The 19,072-nt window shown below is 66.8% G+C and carries 17 protein-coding genes; 6 read left to right on the forward strand and 11 right to left on the reverse strand.

All coding sequences use genetic code 11. The features are described from left to right. Positions 1-5: 5 nt before the first annotated feature. Positions 6-488 (reverse strand): UPF0262 family protein, encoded by a 483-nt coding sequence (locus tag HL653_RS09935; protein ID WP_171744393.1) that lies wholly within the window; start codon positions 486-488, stop codon positions 6-8. A 143-nt stretch (positions 489-631) separates the two neighbouring features. Between HL653_RS09935 and HL653_RS09940 the strand changes: the two genes are divergently transcribed. Continuing rightward, positions 632-2,152, forward strand: a complete 1,521-nt coding sequence (locus tag HL653_RS09940) for a replicative DNA helicase (protein ID WP_171744394.1) — start codon at positions 632-634, stop codon at positions 2,150-2,152. Positions 2,153-2,346: 194 nt separating this feature from the next. On the opposite strand, the gene HL653_RS09945 is transcribed toward HL653_RS09940, so the two are convergent. From HL653_RS09945 to HL653_RS09975, 7 genes are all read right to left on the reverse strand, one after another. After that, positions 2,347-2,655: a hypothetical protein gene (locus tag HL653_RS09945; protein WP_171744395.1), complete on the reverse strand. Its 309-nt coding sequence runs from the start codon at positions 2,653-2,655 to the stop codon at positions 2,347-2,349. Between the two features lie 165 nt (positions 2,656-2,820). Continuing rightward, positions 2,821-3,627 carry a phosphoadenylyl-sulfate reductase gene (locus HL653_RS09950; protein ID WP_171744396.1) on the reverse strand — a complete coding sequence of 269 codons (807 nt, stop codon included), beginning with the start codon at positions 3,625-3,627 and terminating at the stop codon, positions 2,821-2,823. After that, the gene (locus HL653_RS09955) at positions 3,620-4,042 is read right to left on the reverse strand and encodes a DUF934 domain-containing protein (RefSeq protein ID WP_253717838.1); all 423 of its coding nucleotides are present in this window, start codon (positions 4,040-4,042) and stop codon (positions 3,620-3,622) included. Before HL653_RS09955 ends, HL653_RS09950 begins: the two co-directional genes overlap by 8 nt. A 132-nt stretch (positions 4,043-4,174) precedes the next feature. Continuing rightward, positions 4,175-5,809 carry a nitrite/sulfite reductase gene (locus HL653_RS09960; protein WP_171744397.1) on the reverse strand — a complete coding sequence of 545 codons (1,635 nt, stop codon included), beginning with the start codon at positions 5,807-5,809 and terminating at the stop codon, positions 4,175-4,177. Beyond that, a complete protein-coding gene (locus tag HL653_RS09965) occupies positions 5,810-6,094 on the reverse strand; it encodes a DUF2849 domain-containing protein (RefSeq protein ID WP_171744398.1) in 285 nt (94 codons plus the stop codon). Continuing rightward, positions 6,091-6,882: a uroporphyrinogen-III C-methyltransferase gene (gene cobA / locus HL653_RS09970; protein ID WP_171744399.1), complete on the reverse strand. Its 792-nt coding sequence runs from the start codon at positions 6,880-6,882 to the stop codon at positions 6,091-6,093. The genes HL653_RS09965 and cobA overlap by 4 nt, the downstream gene beginning before the upstream one ends. Positions 6,883-7,162: 280 nt before the next feature. Further along, positions 7,163-9,778: an EAL domain-containing protein gene (locus HL653_RS09975; protein ID WP_253717839.1), complete on the reverse strand. Its 2,616-nt coding sequence runs from the start codon at positions 9,776-9,778 to the stop codon at positions 7,163-7,165. A gap of 44 nt (positions 9,779-9,822) precedes the next feature. Between HL653_RS09975 and HL653_RS09980 the strand changes: the two genes are divergently transcribed. Next, entirely contained in the window at positions 9,823-10,104 is a 282-nt protein-coding gene (locus tag HL653_RS09980) for a hypothetical protein (RefSeq protein ID WP_171744400.1), read from the forward strand. 95 nt (positions 10,105-10,199) lie between these two features. On the opposite strand, the gene HL653_RS09985 is transcribed toward HL653_RS09980, so the two are convergent. Beyond that, entirely contained in the window at positions 10,200-11,606 is a 1,407-nt protein-coding gene (locus tag HL653_RS09985) for a protein adenylyltransferase SelO family protein (protein ID WP_171746886.1), read from the reverse strand. A 72-nt stretch (positions 11,607-11,678) separates the two neighbouring features. Between HL653_RS09985 and HL653_RS09990 the strand changes: the two genes are divergently transcribed. From HL653_RS09990 to HL653_RS10000, 3 genes are all read left to right on the forward strand, one after another. Next, positions 11,679-12,542 carry an alpha/beta fold hydrolase gene (locus HL653_RS09990; RefSeq protein ID WP_171746887.1) on the forward strand — a complete coding sequence of 288 codons (864 nt, stop codon included), beginning with the start codon at positions 11,679-11,681 and terminating at the stop codon, positions 12,540-12,542. A 147-nt stretch (positions 12,543-12,689) separates the two neighbouring features. Beyond that, positions 12,690-14,093, forward strand: coding sequence for a nitronate monooxygenase family protein (locus tag HL653_RS09995; protein WP_171744401.1), 1,404 nt, complete (start codon positions 12,690-12,692; stop codon positions 14,091-14,093). 186 nt (positions 14,094-14,279) lie between these two features. Further along, positions 14,280-14,972, forward strand: a complete 693-nt coding sequence (locus tag HL653_RS10000) for a glutamine amidotransferase (RefSeq protein ID WP_171744402.1) — start codon at positions 14,280-14,282, stop codon at positions 14,970-14,972. A 467-nt stretch (positions 14,973-15,439) separates the two neighbouring features. Here HL653_RS10000 and HL653_RS10005 read toward each other — a convergent pair whose 3' ends face one another. Beyond that, a complete protein-coding gene (locus HL653_RS10005) occupies positions 15,440-16,450 on the reverse strand; it encodes a D-glycerate dehydrogenase (protein ID WP_171744403.1) in 1,011 nt (336 codons plus the stop codon). A 32-nt stretch (positions 16,451-16,482) separates the two neighbouring features. Further along, positions 16,483-17,739, reverse strand: coding sequence for an MFS transporter (locus HL653_RS10010; RefSeq protein ID WP_171744404.1), 1,257 nt, complete (start codon positions 17,737-17,739; stop codon positions 16,483-16,485). A 337-nt stretch (positions 17,740-18,076) separates the two neighbouring features. On the opposite strand from HL653_RS10010, the gene HL653_RS10015 reads away from it, so the two are divergent. Continuing rightward, a complete protein-coding gene (locus HL653_RS10015) occupies positions 18,077-18,892 on the forward strand; it encodes a ferredoxin--NADP reductase (RefSeq protein ID WP_171744405.1) in 816 nt (271 codons plus the stop codon). The last annotated feature ends 180 nt before the right edge of the window (positions 18,893-19,072 follow it).

The following is a 19,072-nucleotide window of genomic DNA, read 5'->3' on the forward strand; positions in this document are numbered from 1 at the left end:
TGTCCTCATTGCCGGATATGCAGCACGCAGATCAGCGTGAAGAGCCTGCGCGCCGTATCGAAATCGACGCGGATCTTGCCCTCCAGCCGCTCGATCAGTAGATCGGCCGCCTCGTTGTGGATGCCGCGCCGCGCCATGTCGACCGTTTCGATCTGCTGCGGCGTCGCCTTGGCCACGGCCTGATAATAGCTGTCGCAGATCGCGAAATAATCCTTGATCGGTCGCCGGAAGCGGCCGAGCCCGAGGATGATCGTCTCCAGCAATTGCCCGTCTGCGGCCGAAATCGCCAGCGCGAGGCGCCCTTCCTCCACCGACAGGGTCAGCTTGTAGGGCCCCGCATAGCCGTGCGGATATTCGCGCTGCGGCTCGAACACATTCTCCTCGAGCAGATCGAAGATCGCGATGCGGCGCTCCTGCTCGATATCGGCATTGCGCCACAGGATCGTCTGCTCGTCGAGCAGGATGTCGATGAGGCGCGGATCGGCCATGCCGTCGCTTAATGGAGTCCCGCGATCTTGGGAATGGCCGCCTTGGGCCGAAACGGGGTGGCGGCGAAGTTACCCACAGAAGCATGAACCGATCTTTTTGAGCCCGGCCTTGAGGCGGAGGCCCCGCGCGCGCAAATGGTCGGATGGCAGAGCCCCTCCGATTCCCTCTCGAAGCAGATCCCAGCGGCGCGCCCGTATTGCCCCACAATGTCGAGGCCGAGGCCGCCCTGCTCGGCGCGCTGATGATCGACAACCGGCTGGTCGAGGACGTGCAACTGAAGCTGCGCCCCGATCATTTTCATGAGCCCGCGCACGGCCGCATCTACGAATCGATCCTGAAGCTCGCCGAGCGCAACATGATCGCCAATCCGGTCACGCTGCGCCCGATGTTCGAGGGCGATCAGGCGCTGAAGGATCTCGGCGGCCCGGCCTATCTCGCCCAGCTCACCGGCTCGGGCGCCGCGCTGATCGGCGCGCGCGATTTCGCTGCCCAGATCTACGATCTCGCTTTGCTGCGCGCGCTGATCGGCGTGGGGCGCGAGATGGTGGAGAAAGCGGTCGACACCTCCGAGTCGGTCGATCCCAAGGGCCAGATCGAGGCGGCGGAAGTCGCGCTCTACAGGGTGGCCGAAGAGGGCGGCGAGCAGGGCTCGGTCAAGTCGTTCGGCCAGGCCACGCGCATGGCGGTCGAGGCGGCGGAGAAGGCGCTGAACTCGGGTGGCCACGTCTCGGGCGTCACCACCGGGCTCGACAGCGTGAACGCCAAGATGGGCGGCCTCCACAATTCGGATCTTCTGATCCTCGCCGGCCGCCCCGGCATGGGCAAGACATCGCTCGCCACCAACATGGCCTACAATGCCGCCCGCCGCCTGGTCCGCGATCAGGAGGACGGCATTCCGCCGGAAAAGTCGATCGGCGCCGCCGTCGCCTTCTTCAGCCTCGAAATGTCGGCGGATCAGCTCGCCACGCGTATTCTGGCCGAGCAGTCGGGCATCAGCTCCGAAAATCTCCGCATGGGCAAGATCAGCCAGGCGGATTTCCGCAACCTCGCCCGCGCGGCGCAGGATCTGGAACACCTCCCGCTCTACATCGATGATACGCCCGGTCTCACGATCGCGGCGCTGCGCACGCGCGCGCGCCGCCTGAAGCGCCAGCGCGGCATCGGCCTGATCATCGTCGACTATCTCCAGCTGCTGACCGGCTCGGCCAAGGCGGCGGGCGAGAATCGCGTGCAGGAAATTTCGGAGATCAGCCGCGGCCTGAAGACGCTGGCGAAGGAGCTGGCGGTGCCGGTGATGGCGCTCTCCCAGCTCAGCCGTCAGGTGGAAAGCCGCGAGGACAAGCGCCCCCAGCTTTCGGATTTGCGCGAATCCGGCTCGATCGAGCAGGACGCCGATATCGTGCTGTTCGTGTTCCGTGAGGAATATTATGTCGCCGCGCGCGAGCCGAAGAAGCCGGTCGACGGCGACGACGCGAAGGTGTGGGAGCAGCACGATCAATGGTCGCGCGACATGGAGCGCGTGTTCGGCACCTGCGAACTGCTCGTGGCCAAGCAGCGCCACGGCGCCACCGGCCGCGTGCGCCTGAAGTTCGAAGCCAAGATCACCAAGTTCAGCGATCTGGCGGAAGATAATTATTCCAGCATTCCGGGCGTGGACGACTGAGGCCGATCGACGATCAGCGCCGTCTGCAGTTTCGGACTATCGTCACCCTGAACTTGTTTCAGGGCCCATGACCCGCCCGTGAAGCTAGGCCAATCCGTCAGGTCATGGATGCTGAAACGAGTTCAGCATGACAGTCTGGAATGATGCCCAGCGCACTCTTTCAGGCCATCCGAACGTCGATCCGTTCGATCCCCTCAGATTGAGGGGATCGGCATCGTCATCTTCACCTTGTTGAGCTTCCAGCGGAAGCGGATGCCGTCCGCGTCCGCCGTCGGGCTGTCGGTTCGGGGAAGCAGGTAGCGCGATCGGCGATGGGGCACGCTCTCCGCGGCGATCTGGCCCGCCACGACGCTGGGTGACAGGCGAAGCTTCGTGGCGGTCGCGCGCACTGGCGTCGCCGTCATCGTCGCCTGTGCCGCCGTCACCAGAAGAAGAGCCGCGATCACCATCCCGTTGTCCCACTGCCGGAGTGCCGATGCGAGATAGAAAGCGGGGCACGACATCGGGTTCCGTCCGTTCCGGACCCGAATTGTTTGGGCTGGGATTGTGCCAACTCCGTTCGTGCTGAGCGAAGTCGAAGCACGTGCTGCAAGTGATGCGCTCGAAGCCCGTGCTTCGACTTCGCTCAGCCCGAACGGGAATAGATGGTCGACCGGATTTCGGCCGCCTCAGAAAACCGGATCGTCCGCCTGCGGCGTGGTGGGAATGGGCGAGTGGATGCCGCATTCCACCTTGTCCCACCCGCGCCAGCGGCCCGAGCGGGGATCCTCGCCCGGCAGCACCTTGCTGGTGCAGGGCGAGCAGCCGATCGAGAGATAGCCTTCCGCCTCCAGCGGATGGCGCGGCAGATCGTTCGCCTCGAAATAGGCGTTGAGCGCGTCCTTGTCCCAGCCGGCCAGCGGATTGATCTTCAGCTTGGGGCCGGACACCGCCGCATCCGCCTCGTCCAGTTCGAACAAGGGCAGCGCGGTGCGCGTGCCCGCCTGAAAGCCCTTGCGACCCGAAATCCAGGCGTCGAAGCTCTTCAGCGCGCGCTTCAGCGGCTCCACCTTGCGGATCTCGCAGCAGCCGTCCGGATCATAGGACCAGCGCAGGCCGGTGCGGTCCTTCTCCGCCAGAATCTTCGGATCGGGGCGATAGACGCGCAGATCGGTGAAGCCCAGCCGCTCCGAAAGCTCGTCGCGATAGGCCAAAGTCTCGCCGAACATCTTCTGCGTGTTCGTGAAGATCAGCGGAATATCCGTGTCGATCTGGCTGACGAGATGCAGCAGCACCGCGCTCTCGGTGCCGAAGGAGGAGACGAGCGCGGTGCGCCCCGCCAGCTCGCCCGTCAGCAGTTCGCGCAGCATCTGCGCGGTCGGCACGCCGGTATAGCGCGCGTTGAGCGCGTCCACGTCCGCCTGCGTGAACGCCGGGCGCACGTCGATCAGATCGACATCGTGCCCGATCTGGTTGGCGAGGGCGGTCTTAGCCATGACGCAGCGCCCACACCGGCGGTTTGGAGTCCGCCGCTTTCTGATAGACTGCCGGGAAGCGGGCCAAGGCCTCGTCCACCTTGGCGCGGTCCAGCATATGGTCGCTCGCCAGTACGTCGAAGCCGCAGCGGCGCAGGATCACCACCTGATCCAGCAGCACGTCGCCCGCCGCGCGCAGTTCGCCGGTAAAGCCCGCCTCGCGCAGGATGCGCGCGGAGGAATAACCCCGCCCGTCGCGGAATTTGGGGAAGGCGATCTCGATCAACTGGAGGCGATCGAGGAACGGCAGCAGCTTGCGCGCATCCTCGCCCGGCTCGATGCGAACGGCGGTCGCGTTCGACTGGCCGAGGAACGCGTCGAGCGTGACGGCGGGCTCTTCATGCGCCTCGTCGGTGCGGAAGCGGATCAGGGTCACGAGGCGAACACTCCAAAAACACCGTTCGTGCTGAGCGCAGTCGAAGCACGGGCTGCACGCGATCCGCCCGGAACACGTCCTTCGACTTCGCTCAGGACGAACGGAGGGCGGAGAGCGGGGGTGGTATGAAACTCACCCATAGATCGCGGCCTTGAAGGGCTCGGCCCCCACGCGCCGATAGGTGTCGAGGAAGCGCTCGCCCTCCTCGCGAATATCGCGATACGTCTCCAGCGCCTTCTCCACCGCATCGACCACGCCGTCCTCGGAGAAACCGGGGCCGATGATCTTGCCGACGCTGGCATCTTCCGCGCCCGAACCGCCGAAGGAGAGCTGGTAATTCTCCTCGCCTTTCCGATCGACGCCGAGAATGCCGATATGCCCGGCATGGTGGTGGCCGCAGGCGTTGATGCAGCCGGAAATCTTCAGCTTCACCTCGCCCAGATCGCGCTGGCGATCGAGATTGGCGAAGCGCTCCGAAATCTTCTGCGCCAGCGGGATCGAGCGCGCATTGGCGAGCGCGCAATAATCCAGGCCGGGGCAGGCGATGATGTCGCTGACCAGATCCAGGTTCGGCGTCGCGAGGCCGATCTCCTCCAGCCGCGTCCACACGGCATACAGATCGGCCTTGCGGACGTGCGGCAACACCACATTCTGCGAATGGGTGATGCGCAACTCGTCATGGCTGAACACCTGCGCGAGCTTGGCCATCGCGTCGATCTGGTCGGCGGACGCGTCGCCGGGAATGCCGCCGGTGGGCTTTAGGCTGATCGTGACGATCGCATGGCCGGGCACCTTGTGATCCACCACCTGCTGGTCGAGCCACAAGGCGAAATCGGGATCGCTGCGATCGACCTCGGCGGGCGCATCCGGGTCGAGCGGCGGCAAAGCGAACATCGCCGCGATCCGCTCCAGCTCGGCCGCCGGCGGATCGATGCCCAGCGTCTTCACATGGGCATATTCTTCCTCGACCTCGCGGCGATACGCGTCCGCCCCGATCTCGTGGACGAGGATCTTGATCCGCGCTTTGTACAGATTGTCGCGGCGGCCATAGCGATTGTAGACGCGCAGGCAGGCTTCCAGATAGCCGACCAGCTCGCTCGCCGGCAGGAATTCGCGGATCAGGGGCGCCACCATCGGCGTGCGGCCCTGACCGCCGCCGACATAGACCTCGAAGCCGATCGTGCCGGCCGCGTCCTTCACCAGCTTCAGGCCGATATCGTGCAGCTTCATCGCCGCGCGATCCTCGTCCGCGCCGATCACCGCGATCTTGAACTTGCGCGGCAGCAGCAGAAATTCGGGGTGGAAGGTGCTCCACTGGCGCAGCAGCTCGGCATAGGGGCGGGGATCCGCCAGCTCGTCCGCCGCGGCGCCCGCATATTGATCGGACGAGATGTTGCGGATGCAATTCCCGCTCGTCTGGATCGCATGCATCTCGACGGTGGCGAGTTCGGCGAGGATGTCCGCCGCATCGTCCAGCTTGATCCAGTTGTACTGGAGGTTCTGGCGCGTCGTGAAATGGCCGTAGCCTCGATCATATTTGCGCGCGATGTGCGCCAGCATGTGCATCTGCCGACTGTCGAGCGTGCCATAGGGGATGGCGACGCGCAGCATGTAAGCGTGCAGCTGCAGATAGAGACCGTTCATCAGCCGCAAGGGCTTGAACTGGTCCTCGGTCATCTCGCCCGAAAGGCGGCGATTGCACTGGTCGCGAAATTCCTCGACCCGCGCATCGACGATCGCCTGATCATATTCGTCATATTTGTACATTCAGGCGACACCCTGCTTTTCTGCCTGCACACCCAGATCCAGCCGCACACTGGGGCCGGCCGCGCGGATGCGCTCCTTCGCATTGCCGACGATGGGGCCGTCCGGGCCTTCCTTCGCCTCGATCAGATAGGGGCCGTTCACGCGGCGCGCGGCTTCCTCGCGCGCGGCAATCGCCTCGCCCTCCTCGCCCGCATCCACCGCGTCGGCGATATGGCGCGACCAGCCGCTGCCGGCCCACCAGATGACGTCGCCCGAGACGAGATCATTTCCTGTCACGAGTTTCACGACGTCATCACCTGTGCCTGTTGTGCGAAACGCTGCATCCGGTCCTCGGCGTCCGAAAGCAACACCACTTCCCCGACGACGATGATCGCCGGGCTGATCACCTTCTCGCGGTCGAGCATGCCGCCGAGATCGGCCAGCACCGTCCGCATCGCGCGGCTGCCGGGGAGCGTGCCCCGCTCCAGCACCGCGACGGGCAGGTCGGGCGCGAGCCCGTCCATCATCAATTTGTCGGCGATGCAGCTGCCCGAGGCCACGCCCATGTAGATGACGAGCGTGCGGCCCTTGCCGGCGAGGCCGGACCAGTCCTGCTCGCTCAGCCCCTTGCACTGGCCCGCCACGAAGCTGACCGCGCTGGACCAGTCGCGATGCGTGAGCGGCAGCATCGCCTCCGCCGCGCAGCCGAGTGCCGCCGAAACGCCGGGGATCACCTCCACCGCAAGGCCGGCGGCGCGCACCGCCTCCACTTCCTCGCCACCGCGCCCGAACACGAAGGGGTCGCCGCCCTTCAGGCGCACGACGATCGATCCGGCGCGGACATGCGCCACGATCAGGGCGTTGATCGCCTCCTGCGGCAAGGTGTGGCGCGCGCGGCTCTTGGCGACGGAGATGCGTTGGGCGTCGGCGGGTGCGTAATCCAGCACACGCGCATCGATCAGCCCGTCATGCACGACCACGTCGGCCTGGCGCAGCGCGTCGACGGCGCGCACCGTCAGCAGGCCCGGGTCGCCCGGACCGGCACCGACGAGAATCACGCGACCGCGCGCATCAGGATCGAGCAGGGATGTCATCACGCTGCCAGATGCGATTCCCCGGCCGCGCGCGCAATGCAAGCTATCTTGGCGCGGCCGAAGCAGAAGTTTTTCCCGTCCGCGCGGGCAGTTGGGGAGGGTGTGCCGGTCGACCCGTCCCGCAAAGAAGCCGCCGGCGCTTGGTCAAAATTAATCCGTTCGTGCTGAGCGAAGTCGAAGCACGGGCTTCACGCGCCACGCTTGCAGCACGTTCTTCGACTGCGCTCAGAACGAACGGTGGATTGGAGTAACGCGTGGGCGTGCCGACCGGGCTCGCCGCTCAGGCCGCCGCGTCCCGCAACGACGCTCGATAGGATCGTGCCTTCTCGTCCATCCGCTCGGGGTGGCCGAACAGGAAGCCCTGTGCCTGCGCGCAGCCCTCCTCGGTGATCATCCGGCGCTGGGCCGGCGTCTCCACGCCTTCGGCCACCACCGGCAACGACAGGCTGCGGCCGATGCCGACGATCGCGCGGATGATCGATCGCGCGGCATTGTCGTCCTCCATCGCCGCGACGAAGCTCTTGTCGATCTTGATCTTGTCGAACGGGAAGCTCTGGAGATTGCTGAGCGAGCTGTAGCCGGTGCCGAAATCGTCCATCACGATCCGCAGCCCCAGCGCCTTCAGGCGCGTGAGCAGGGCGAGGGCCGCATTGCGGTCCTTCATCAGCACGTTCTCGGTGATCTCCAGCTCCAGCCGCTCGGCGGGAAAGCCGGTTTCGGCCAGCACGGTGGCGATCGTATCCGGCAGCGTGCTGAGCTGGATCTGGATGGGCGAGACGTTGATCGCCAGCGTCAGATGCGGTTCCCACGTCGCGGCGGTCGCGCAGGCCTCGCGCAGGATCCATTCGCCCAGCTGGACGATCGATCCGCTTTCCTCGGCGATCGGGATGAAATCCTCGGGCGAGATCGATCCGCGCTGCGGATGCGACCAGCGCAGCAGCGCCTCGTATCCCGAAATGCAACCGTCGGCGGTGGAGATCAGCGGCTGATAGGCGACATGGAGCTGGCGGCGCAGCACGGCGTGGCGCAGATCATGCTCCAGCGCGCGGCGCTCGCGCACGGCCCGGTCCATGTCCTGATCGAAGAAGCAGGCGACGCCGCGCCCGGTCTCCTTGGCGCGATACAGCGCGATGTCCGCGCCGTGGCGCAGATTTTCGGGCGAGACCGCGTCGTCGGGGTAGACGGCCACGCCGATGCTGACGCCCACGGCGGTCGGATCCCGCGCCATGTCCATCTGGTCCGAAAAGGCGGCCAGGATACGTTCGCTGAGCGCGCGGGCGCCCTCGGGCTGGCGCGCGCCGACCTGCAGGATCGTGAATTCGTCGCCGCCGATGCGGGCGATCGTGTCGGTCGCGCGCACCGAGTCGCGCAGGATGGCGGCGACGCGGCACAGCACCTGATCGCCCGCGGCATGGCCGAAAATGTCGTTCACGGCCTTGAAGCGGTCCAGGTCCAGCGCCAGCAAGGCCAGCGGCTGCTTCTCCCGGTTGGCCAGCGCGATCGCATGCTGCAGCCGCTCGTCCAGCAGGGCGCGGTTCGGCAGATCGGTGAGCGGATCGTGGCGCGCCATATGCTCGATCTGGCGTTGCGCGGCGCGCTCCTCGGTCAGGTCGCGCAGCGCCAGCACCAGGCAGTCGCGTCCGCGATATTCGATATGATGGGTCATCGCCTCGAAGATGCGCTGGTCGCCCGCCACGGTTTCGCGGCTCGGCATGAGCGCGACTTCCACCGGCATGGCGCGCTGGGTCAGCAGGGGCATGCCATCGGCCGCGACGAGATAGGCGTCGGGCGACATGCCGAGAAGCTGGCGCTGCTCCACGCCGGTCAGCGTCACGAAGCGCGCATTCGCCTCGATGATGGTGGTGCCGTGGATGATGGCCAGCCCTTCGAGCGTGGCATCCGCCAGACCCTTGAGATCGGAGAGATAGCGATCGATCATGAAGGCGGTGCCGGTGGCGGCGAGGACGCCGGCCACGGCGACGACGATCGCGGTGACCAGCCACAGCCGGTCGCCTTCGCCATGCACGTCATGGCCGGGAATCATCGTCATGGTGGTGGCGGCCATGGCCGAGAAATGCACCGCGCACACCGCGACGATCGCGAGCAATGCCGGTATCGCCACCTGCTTCCAGCCGCGAAGGCGGCCGAATGCGACGAAGGCGCCGATGAAGGCGAGGCTGGACACGATCGTCGCGCCCACGATCGGGCCGGGCCGATACGTCAAGGACACGTCGGTCACGGCGGCCATGCCGATGAAGTGCATCAGCCCGACGCCGGCGGTCGAGATCAGGCCCGCCTGCACCGCCGTCAGCGTGTCGCGGCGCTCGCCGAGCGGACGCAGCGCGATCCAGAACAGGGCGATGATGATCGCGACCGAAATGGCGGTCAGGCCGATGTCGTAATGCATCGGCATGCCGTCGCGGTGGCCGAGCATGGCCACGAAATGCGTGGCCCATACGCCGATGCCGCCGGTGCACGCGCTGATCGCCGACCATTGGTGGCGGCGATGCTTCGTGAATTCCAGCGAGCGTTGCAGGATCAGGAAGAGGCAGAGGCTCCCGACGGTCCAGATCGCGGCGGCAAGCAGCAGCAACATGTGATCATGCTGTTGCCAGGTGTAACGCAAGATACTCAACATCGGTTTTGGCCCCGGCGGACAATCGAAAGCGATGATCGCGCTGGTTAATTCTGCGCTCGACTCCCTTAAAAAACTGTTTGAAATCAGATTATTGTCGCGGATTTGAGATTTACCGGACTTTGTTCCGATCCTTGGCGGATTACCGGGAATTTTCTGCTTGGAATGATGGCGGGGCGGCCTGGAAACTTGTTCGGAAATCGATCGATCCACCGATTTTATTGTGACGGATGCGAAAGGCTTGCGAGATTCGCGGCGCATGCCAAGCAGGCCGGCGAAGGCTGGTTCGGTGAGGTTCGGGTGCGATGGCGAATGGTTATGATGGCGGCGGCGCGATCGGCGGCAAATGGGGCTGCGCGCTCTCGGCCGCGCTGGGCGTGCCGCTGATTGCGGGCGCGGTCGTGCTGAGCGCCTATGGCGAGTGTGCCGAGGGCGTCGCCTGCCATCAGGGGCTCAACTGGCGGTTGCTGGCCGGCGGGGCGCTGGCGGCGATCGGTCTCGGCTTCGGCACGCTCCTCCTCGTCAACGTCACCTTCCGCCGCCTGCGCATGCTGGCCGCACAGGAGAAGCGGGACGGAGAAAACTAAAACCGCTCGTGCCGAGCCTGTCGAAGCACAGTCCTTACTTTCGTCAAAGAGAAGAACCGCACTTCGACGGGCTCAGTGCAAACGGGAAAGGGACTTCAGCCCCGCAGACGCGCCAGCGCTTCGCCCATCCGCCGGATCGCCGCCACCTTGGCGTTGAGCTGACCCCAATCGTCGTCGCGATCGATGTGCGACCAGATCTCCTCCACCTCCTCGATATGCATCGAGCACGGATTGGCGTCGGTCCAATGGGGATGGTCCAGCGGGCCGGACGGCGTGCGGCCTTCCAGCAGGCCGGCCAGTTCCACGAACGCCGGCGCATCATAGGCCGCATCCGCCGGGGAGGCGCCGCGCCGCCGTCCGCCCGCCCAGTCGAAAAAGAAGCGATCGATCGTCACTTCGCCGGGGGTGAGCGCCGCCTCGATCGCCTGCACCAGCGCGAGATCGGCCTGCTCGTCCGCTGTCGTCACGCCCAGCCGCGCGAGCATCGCGTCGCTGATCGCGCGCTCATAGAGAGCGGGGAAGGTGTCGAGGATCGGCGCCAGCGCCTCCACCGGCTGCACCTTCGACAAGGCGATGGCCAGCTGCACCACGTTCCAGTGGATCGCATGCGCCTGCCGCCCGAAGGCGTAGAGCCCCTGATGATCGAAGTAGGCGGCGGTGAAGCCCATGTCCCAGTGGGGCGTGAAGCGCCACGGGCCATAGTCGAAGCTCTCGGCGGTGACGTTGATATTGTCCGTGTTCAGCACGCCGTGCACGAAGCCCGCCGCCATGTAGCTGGCCGCCAGCCGCGCGGTGCCCGCCACCACAAGTTCCAGCAGGCGCAACTCGGGCGTGTCGCCCGGCTTTTCCCCGAACAGATGGCGCAGCGCATAGCGCGCGAGCCGTGTGATCTCGTCGGTCAGGCCCAGGGTCGCCAGCCGCTGGACGCTGCCGATGCGGACATGGCTGTGGCTCATCCGCACGAGGACGGAGGAGCGGGTGGGGGAGGGTTCGTCGCCCCGGTGCAGCGCCTCGCCCGTCTCGATCAGCGAGAAGGTGCGCGAGGTCCGTACGCCCAGAGCCTCCAGCATCTCGGTCGCGAGTATCTCGCGCATGCCGCCCTTCAGCGTCAGCCGCCCGTCGCCGAAGCGGCTATAGGGCGTCTGGCCCGATCCCTTGGTGCCGAGATCGAGCAGGCGATCCCGATCGTCGATCATCTGCGCGAACAGGAAACCGCGCCCGTCGCCGATATCGGGATTGTACGCGCGGAACTGGTGGCCGTGATAGCGCAGCGCCAGCGGCCGGTGCAGGCTGCCCTCCAGCGGGAGGAAGCGCCCGAAATGCGCTGTCCACGCCGCGTCCGTCAGGTCCGCCAGCCCCACCTGCGTCGCCGCTCTGTCGTTGCGGAAGCGCAGGATCGTGCGCGGGAAATCGGCCGCCTCCACCGGATCGGCGAGGAAATCCGCCACTTCGTCGATGGCGGTGGAGGGGCGGAACGGGGTGGGTTGCGGATCGCCGGTCATCCCGACGATATGGTGCTGCCCTGCCGTCGGGCGCAACCGTGCCGTCAGGCGCAACCGGAGTGTCGCGTGTCTATGTCGTTCGAGGATCGCACCTGGCTCTCGCCCGACGGGCTGGCGCTCCATTATCGCGATTATCCCGGTAGCGCCGCCGCCACGCCCGTTCTCTGCATTCCCGGCCTCACCCGCAATGCGCGCGATTTCGAGGGCGTGGCGGAGCGGCTTTCGGGCGCGCGCCGCGTGATCGTGGTGGAACTGCGCGGGCGCGGGCAGAGCCACTATGCGCCCGATCCGATGACCTATGTGCCGCCCGTCTATGTGGGCGACATCCTCGCCCTGATCCAGCAGGCGGGGCTCGGCCCGGTCGCATTGTTCGGCACGTCGCTGGGCGGGATCGTCGCGATGCTGCTCTCCGCGATGCAGCCCGATGCGCTGGCGGGCGTCCTGCTCAACGATGTCGGCCCGGTGATCGATCCGGCCGGCCTCGCGCGCATCGCCGCTTATACCGGCAGGGATGTGGGCTGGCCCGATTGGGACACCGCCGCCGCCGCGCAGGCCGCCACGCACGCGCATGCCTTCCCCGATTACGGGCCGGCCGAATGGCTGGCGATGGCGCATCGCGTCGCGCGGGACCGCGATGGCCTGATCGTCACCGATTATGATCCGGCGATCGCGGTGCCTTTCTCGGCGCCGCCGCCCGATCCGGCGCCCGATCCCTGGCCGTTCCTGAACGGGCTGGTCGGCAAACCGGCGCTGCTGGTGCGCGGTGCGCTCTCCGATATCCTGAGCGCGGAGACGGCCGCGCGCATGATCGATCGCCTGCCGCAGATGGAACTGCTCACGCTGCCGCGCATCGGTCACGCGCCCATGCTGGACGAGCCCGAATGCGTGGCGGCGATCGATCGTCTGCTTGCGCGGATCGATGCCGCGCGGGAGTGACGGGGCCCTCGCGAACGCCGCGTGCGCGGGCATGGAATGCGCCCGTCCGCGCATTGCCGAACGCGCACCGGGCGGAAACAACTTTCACCGCGCAATCGCCGGGCCTTTCCCTTATAGGCCAGCACTTCGAAACACCGGAGAGACATTTTGTTCAAGGGTCTGCGTCCTATCCTGTATGGCGGTCGAGAAGTCTGGCCGATCATCGAGGGCGGAAAGGGCGTCGCTGTCTCGAACCATGCCAGTGCGGGCGCGTGGGCAGCCGCCGGTGGCATCGGTACGATCTCGGCGGTCAATGCCGACAGCTATGATGCGGATGGCAAGATCATCCCGCAAATCTATCGCGCGCTCACGCGCCGCGACCGGCACGAAGAGCTGATCCAATATGCGATCGACGGCGCCGTCGAGCAGGTGAAGCGCGCGTTCGAGATCGCTGGCGGCAAGGGCGCGATCAACATCAACGTGCTGTGGGAAATGGGCGGCGCGCAGCGCGTGCTGCACGGCGTGCTGGAGCGGACGCGCGGCATGGTCGCGGGTGTCACCTGCGGCGCCGGCATGCCCTACAAGCTGTCCGAGATCGCCGCCTCCTACGGCGTGAACTATCTGCCGATCGTCAGCTCCGGCCGCGCGTTCAACGCGCTGTGGAAGCGCGCTTATTCCAAGGCGTCGGAATGGCTGGCGGGCGTGGTCTATGAGGATCCGTGGCTCGCGGGCGGGCATAACGGCTTGTCCAATGCGGAAGATCCGCGCGCGCCGCAGGATCCCTATCCGCGCGTGAAGGCGCTGCGCGAGACGATGCGCGCCGGCGGCGTGTCCGAAGACGTGCCGATCATCATGGCGGGCGGCGTCTGGTTCCTGCGCGACTGGAACGACTGGATCGACAATCCCGAGCTGGGCAGCATCGCCTTCCAGTTCGGCACGCGGCCTCTGCTGACGCAGGAGAGCCCGATCAGCCAGGAGTGGAAGGATCGGCTGACGACGCTCGACGAGGGCGACATCCTGCTCCACCGCTTCAGCCCCACCGGCTTCTATTCCTCGGCCGTCCGCAACGATTTCCTGCGCAATCTGGAAGCGCGGTCGGAGCGCCAGATCGCGTTCTCGATGGAAGCGGCGGGCGACCACCAGTTCCAGCTGGACGTGGGCGTGAAGGGCAAGAGCTTCTGGGTCACGCTCGGCGATCTGCACCGTGCGCGCGAATGGGACGGGCGCGGCTTCACCACCGCGCTGAAGACGCCGGACAATACGCTCGTCTTCGTCACGCCGGAGGAGATGAAGATCATCCGCAAGGATCAGGCGGATTGCATGGGCTGCCTCAGCCAGTGCAGCTTCTCCGCCTGGGCCGATACGGAAGGCAATTCCACCGGGCGCCTCGCCGATCCGCGCAGCTTCTGCATCCAGAAGACGCTGCAGGAGATCGGCCATGGCGGGCCGGTGGATCAAAACCTGATGTTCGCGGGCCACGCGGCCTACAAGTTCAAGCAGGATCCCTTCTATTCGAACGGCTTCGTGCCGTCGGTGAAGCAGCTCGTCGATCGCATCCTGACCGGCGATTGATCGCGGGTAACGTCATGCCGGCGCAGGCCGGCATCGCGTGACGCGGGGGATCGCTCCTTCATCGGGCGATCCCGGCCTGCTCCGGGATGACGCGGAAGGATGAGCGGGCGTGCGCCGCTCTCCCTTTCCCCCGCCCAAGATAAATTCGTGACACTTTCGCGATCGCGCCTCTAAGCTCGTTCGTCCATGAAGCGCGCGTTGATCATCCGTCATGTCCCGCACGAAGGCGTCGCGGGTTATCGCCTGCCGATCGAGCGGGCCGGCTACGACCTCTCCCGCGTCGATGTCGGCGATCCCGCTTTCTCCTCGGTCGATCTGGTCGAGCCCGATCTGGTCATCATGATGGGCGGCCCGATGGGCGTGTACGAGCGCGAGCAATATCCCTGGATCGGCTGCCAGCTGCGCCGGCTCGCGAGGCGGCTGGAAGCGGACCGGCCGACGCTCGGCGTCTGCTTCGGCAGCCAGATGATGGCGGCGGCACTCGGCGCGCCCGTCTTCGCCGGGCCGGTGAAGGAAGTGGGTTTCGCGCCGATCGCGCTAACGGACGTGGGCGCTGCCTCGCCGCTGCGCCATCTCGAGGGCACGTCGGTGCTGCACTGGCATGGCGACACGTTCGATCTGCCGGACAATGTCGAGCGGCTCGCCGAGACGCCGGCTTATGCCAATCAGGCGTTCCGGCGCGGCCCGCGCCTGCTCGCGCTGCAATTCCATGCCGAGATGGGCGAGGATCCGCGCATCGACGCCTGGCTGCAGGATACGCCCTATATCGCCTCCGCCGGCACCGATCCCGCCACCGTCCGCGCCGATCATGACGCGCTCGGTCCGCAGGCCGTGTCCGCCGGCCGCGCGATGATCGCGGAGTGGCTGGCAGGGCTGTAAGCTTCATCTCGTCATGGCTTGGCTGCGCTCGCCATGACGAAGGCAAAAAAAGAGCCCCGGCATCGCTGCCGGGGCCCATCTTTCTCGATCGGGGGATGACGAGAAAAGCTTATCTGCAAATGCGATGGCCGTTCCGGGTCACGGCGAACGGCCGTTCCTTGAATTCGCGGCAACCGAACGGTGCAGAGGGGGAACGGTTCCGCCTCGTCCGGCATCGATCAGGCCCGTGCGGCAACGCCGATCGACGACCCCTCTTTCGGGCAGCGAACCGGAATCGCATCTGAACGCCTTGTTGTCGGCCGTTCAGGTGAAAAGCCCCCGTCATTCCCGCGAAGGCGGAAATCCATGGAAGCGATGCCGATGTGGAGTGTGCCCGCCTCTCTTGGGGGAGGCCATGGATTCCCGCCTTCGCGGGAATGACGTATGATTTGTCCGGGTGATTACGTGGTGCCTTAAGAAAGGCCCCCTCACACCCAGCCTTCCAGCACCTGATCGGGCGGGCGGTGGCCGTCGGCCCAGGTCTTGATGTTGGCGATCACCTTGGCGCCCTGCGCCGCGCGCGCCTCGTGCGTGGCGGAGGCGATGTGCGGCAGCAGCAGCACATTCTCCATCGCGATCAGGCGCGGATCGATCACCGGCGCATGATCGAACACGTCGAGCCCCGCGCCCGCGATCACCTTGTCCTCCAGCGCGCGGATCACGGCCTCGCCGTCCACGATCTCGCCCCGCGCGATATTCACCAGATAGCCGTCGGCGCCCAGCAGCCCCAGCCGCCGCGCATCGATCATCCCGTGCGTCTGCGCGGTGAGCGGACAGTGGATCGAGACGATATCGGCCGCCTCCATCAGCGCGTCGGCGCTCGGCAGATAGGTCGCGCCCAGCTCCGCCTCGATCGCCTCGGGCAGGCGGCGGCGATTGTGATAGACGATCTCCACGCCGAAGCCCTTCGCGCGCGCCGCCACCGCGCGGCCGATCCGCCCCATGCCGAGGATGCCGAGCGTGCGCCCGCCGATCCGATGCCCCAGCATCGCGGTCGGGCTCCAGCCCGCCCAGGTTCCCGATCGCGCTACGCGCTCGCCCTCCACGATCCGGCGTGGCAGCGCGAGGATCAGCGACATGGCGAGGTCGGCCGTATCCTCGGTCAGCGCGCCCGGCGTGTTGGTCACGACGATCCGGCGCGCGCGCGCCGCCTTCAGATCGATATGATCCACGCCGTTGCCGAAATTGGCGATCAGCGTCAGGCGCGGCCCCGCCGCCGCGATCAGGTCCGCATCGATCCGGTCGGTGATCGTCGGCACCAGCACGTCGATGTCGCGCACCGCCTCGGCCAGCGCGGCCGCGTCCAGCGGCGCGTCATCAGCGCGCAGCACCACGTCGAACAATTCGCCCATCCTTCGCTCCACGGCCTCCGGCAGCCGGCGCGTGACGAACACGCGCGGTCGCGATGGCCGGGCCGATGAGAAGGGCGCTTCGGACATGCTCCGTCGCTAGGCGCGCCGGGCGCGGATGGTCAAGCCATGGCTCGGGCGCGGGCGCGGGAAAGCGCGCGCGCCGCCAGCAGGAAATGGATCGCCGCCCACACATAGACGATCAGGTCGATCCGCAGCGCTTGCGTCAGCGCCGCGCCGGACGAGGCGCCCGCAGCCACGAAATGGTCGCTCAGCACGCCCACCGCGAGGGGCCCGAGGCCCAGCCCGATCGCGTTCATCGCCATCAGCAGGATCGCCACCGCCGTCGCCCTCTCGCGCGGTCCCACGCTGTTGGCGGTCACGCCATAGGTCGGCCCGAAATAGAGATGCGCGCCCAGCAGCGGGATCAGCCCCGTCGCCGCCAGCGCGAGCGGATCGGGCTGGGACAAGGCGAGCTGGAACAGGATCGCCGCCGCGATCGCGCCCGCCGCCGCGACCAGACCGGGCGCGCCGGGGCGGAGCCGCGCGAGCCGATCGGACAGCCAGCCGCCGCCGCCGATGCCCAGGCCGATGCCCACGCCCGCGATCAGCCCGAAGCCTGACGCCGCCACGCCCAGCGGCAGATCGAACCGGCGCAGCACCAGCGGGACCGCGAAGCTCGTCACGCCATAGCCCGCGAACGAGGCCAGGCTGGCGCCCGCCGCCATGTGCAGGAAGGCCGGGCGCTTCAGCAGGGTGGCGGCCACCGCCATCAATGGCGGCGCGTCGGCGGCCGGGCTCGTCCGTACCGGCTCGCGCAGCACCAGCGCCACGATCCCCGCCAGCGCCACGCCCGGCAGCCCCAGCGCGAGGAAGGCCGAGCGCCAGCCGAGCGATTGCGCGAGCCACCCGCCCGCCACCGCGCCGATCAGCATCCCCGCCGGAATGCCGAGCGACAGAACGGAGAGCGCGGTCGCGCGCCGCTCGGGCGGAAAGAGATCGGCGACAAGGCTTTGCGAGGGCGGAGCGCACCCCGCCTCGCCCACGCCCACGCCGATCCGCGCGGTCAGCAAAGCGGCAAAGCTGCCCGCCATCCCGCACAGCGCCGTCATCGCCGACCAGAGCGCGAGGCTGATCGCGATGATCGTCACGCGTGATCCCCGATCCGCCGCGCGCGCGATCGGCAGGCCCAGCACGGTGTAGAACAGGGCGAAGGCCACGCCCCCGAGCAGGCCGAGCTGGGTGTCGCTCAGCCCCAGCTCCAGCTTCATCGGCTGGCCGACGATGCCGATCAGCTGCCGGTCGATGAAATTGACCACATAGATCAGGGTCAGCAGCGCCAGCGTCAGGCGGGGGCGGGCGGGGGAGGCGGCGGTCATGCGCGGCCCCTTGGCGGGAGGAGAGGGTGGGGGCAAGAGGCTGTGATCCTGCTCACCTCACTCCGTTTGGTTCGAGCTTGTCGAGAACTCCCAGGGATCGAGCGTAGTCGAGAGCCCGTGCTCCGCCTCCCGGCTTCTCGACTTCGCTCGAAGCCTGACCCGGTTCTCGACAAGCTCGAACCAAACGGAAGGGAAGGGTTCGGCAAAACCCCCTCCGTCCGCCTCACCTATCCCTCCACCAAGCAATTCTTGGCCGCCCATATGCCATTGCGAGTTGCGATCCGCTCGCAGCCTGCCGTAGAGGCAACAGCTTCCCAATCTCTTCCAAGGCCTTTGAATGTCCGCCCACGCCATGCTCCAGCCCCTCGAGCCCACCGCCAGCCTCACCGTCGAGAAGGTGTTGTCGGTGCGCCATTGGAACGAGCATCTGTTCAGCTTCACGATCACGCGTCCGGCCAGCTTCCGCTTCCGCTCGGGCGAGTTCGTGATGATCGGGCTGATGGGCGATAACGGCAAGCCGCTGCTGCGCGCCTATTCGGTCGCCTCGCCGTCCTGGGCGGAGGAGCTGGAATTCCTCTCGATCAAGGTGGAGGATGGGCCGCTCACCTCGAAGCTGCAGCAGGTGAAGGAAGGCGACGACATCTATCTCGGCCGCAAGCCCACCGGCACGCTCGTCGCCGATGCTTTGCTGCCGGGCCGCCGCCTGTTCCTGTTCGGCACCGGCACGGGCCTCGCCCCGTGGATGTCGATCATCCGCGATCCGGACATCTATGATCGCTACGAGCAGGTCGTGGTCGTCCATTCCGTCCGCAAGGTGAGCGATCTCGCGTACCGCGACGATCTGGACAACAAGCTGGCGGGTGATCCGCTGGTCGAGGATTTCGCCCGCACCCAGCTGCATTACATCCCCACCGTCACGCGGGAGCCGTTCCACACGTCGGGCCGCATCGACAAGCTCATCGCGGACGGCACGATCTTCGCCGGCGATCCGTCGCGCCCGCAGGCGTTCGATCCCGATCATGATCGCGTGATGCTGTGCGGCTCGATGGCGATGATCAAGGAAACCGCCGAGCTGCTCGACGCGGCGGGCTTCACCGAGGGCTCGAACGCCAAGCCCGGCGAATATGTGATCGAACGCGCCTTCGTCGGCTGACGCGGCGCCGCCGTCCGCGTCCTCCCTTTTTTGTCATTCCCGCGAAAGCGGGAACCCAGCTTTTTCCTTAATCCGGGAAACCGGGTTCCCGCGTTCGCGGGAATGACGACAGGACGGCGGGCGATGCAATCCATCGCCCCGCCGACTCCATCCACAGCTTTCCGCCGCATCCTGCCTTGC

Origin of the sequence: Sphingomonas sp. AP4-R1 (assembly GCF_013113735.1) — a bacterium.
Classification (GTDB): Bacteria; Pseudomonadota; Alphaproteobacteria; order Sphingomonadales; family Sphingomonadaceae; genus Sphingomonas_I.

Coding starts and splice junctions, on each gene's coding strand:
- HL653_RS09935 (WP_171744393.1), bottom strand. CDS start 488: ATGGCCGATCCGCGCCTCATCGACATCCTGCTCGACGAGCAGACGATC.
- HL653_RS09940 (WP_171744394.1), top strand. CDS start 632: ATGGCAGAGCCCCTCCGATTCCCTCTCGAAGCAGATCCCAGCGGCGCG.
- HL653_RS09945 (WP_171744395.1), bottom strand. CDS start 2,655: ATGTCGTGCCCCGCTTTCTATCTCGCATCGGCACTCCGGCAGTGGGAC.
- HL653_RS09950 (WP_171744396.1), bottom strand. CDS start 3,627: ATGGCTAAGACCGCCCTCGCCAACCAGATCGGGCACGATGTCGATCTG.
- HL653_RS09960 (WP_171744397.1), bottom strand. CDS start 5,809: ATGTACAAATATGACGAATATGATCAGGCGATCGTCGATGCGCGGGTC.
- cobA (WP_171744399.1), bottom strand. CDS start 6,882: ATGACATCCCTGCTCGATCCTGATGCGCGCGGTCGCGTGATTCTCGTC.
- HL653_RS09975 (WP_253717839.1), bottom strand. CDS start 9,778: ATGCGCCGCGAATCTCGCAAGCCTTTCGCATCCGTCACAATAAAATCG.
- HL653_RS09980 (WP_171744400.1), top strand. CDS start 9,823: ATGGCGAATGGTTATGATGGCGGCGGCGCGATCGGCGGCAAATGGGGC.
- HL653_RS09985 (WP_171746886.1), bottom strand. CDS start 11,606: ATGACCGGCGATCCGCAACCCACCCCGTTCCGCCCCTCCACCGCCATC.
- HL653_RS09990 (WP_171746887.1), top strand. CDS start 11,679: ATGTCGTTCGAGGATCGCACCTGGCTCTCGCCCGACGGGCTGGCGCTC.
- HL653_RS10000 (WP_171744402.1), top strand. CDS start 14,280: ATGAAGCGCGCGTTGATCATCCGTCATGTCCCGCACGAAGGCGTCGCG.
- HL653_RS10005 (WP_171744403.1), bottom strand. CDS start 16,450: ATGTCCGAAGCGCCCTTCTCATCGGCCCGGCCATCGCGACCGCGCGTG.
- HL653_RS10010 (WP_171744404.1), bottom strand. CDS start 17,739: ATGACCGCCGCCTCCCCCGCCCGCCCCCGCCTGACGCTGGCGCTGCTG.
- HL653_RS10015 (WP_171744405.1), top strand. CDS start 18,077: ATGTCCGCCCACGCCATGCTCCAGCCCCTCGAGCCCACCGCCAGCCTC.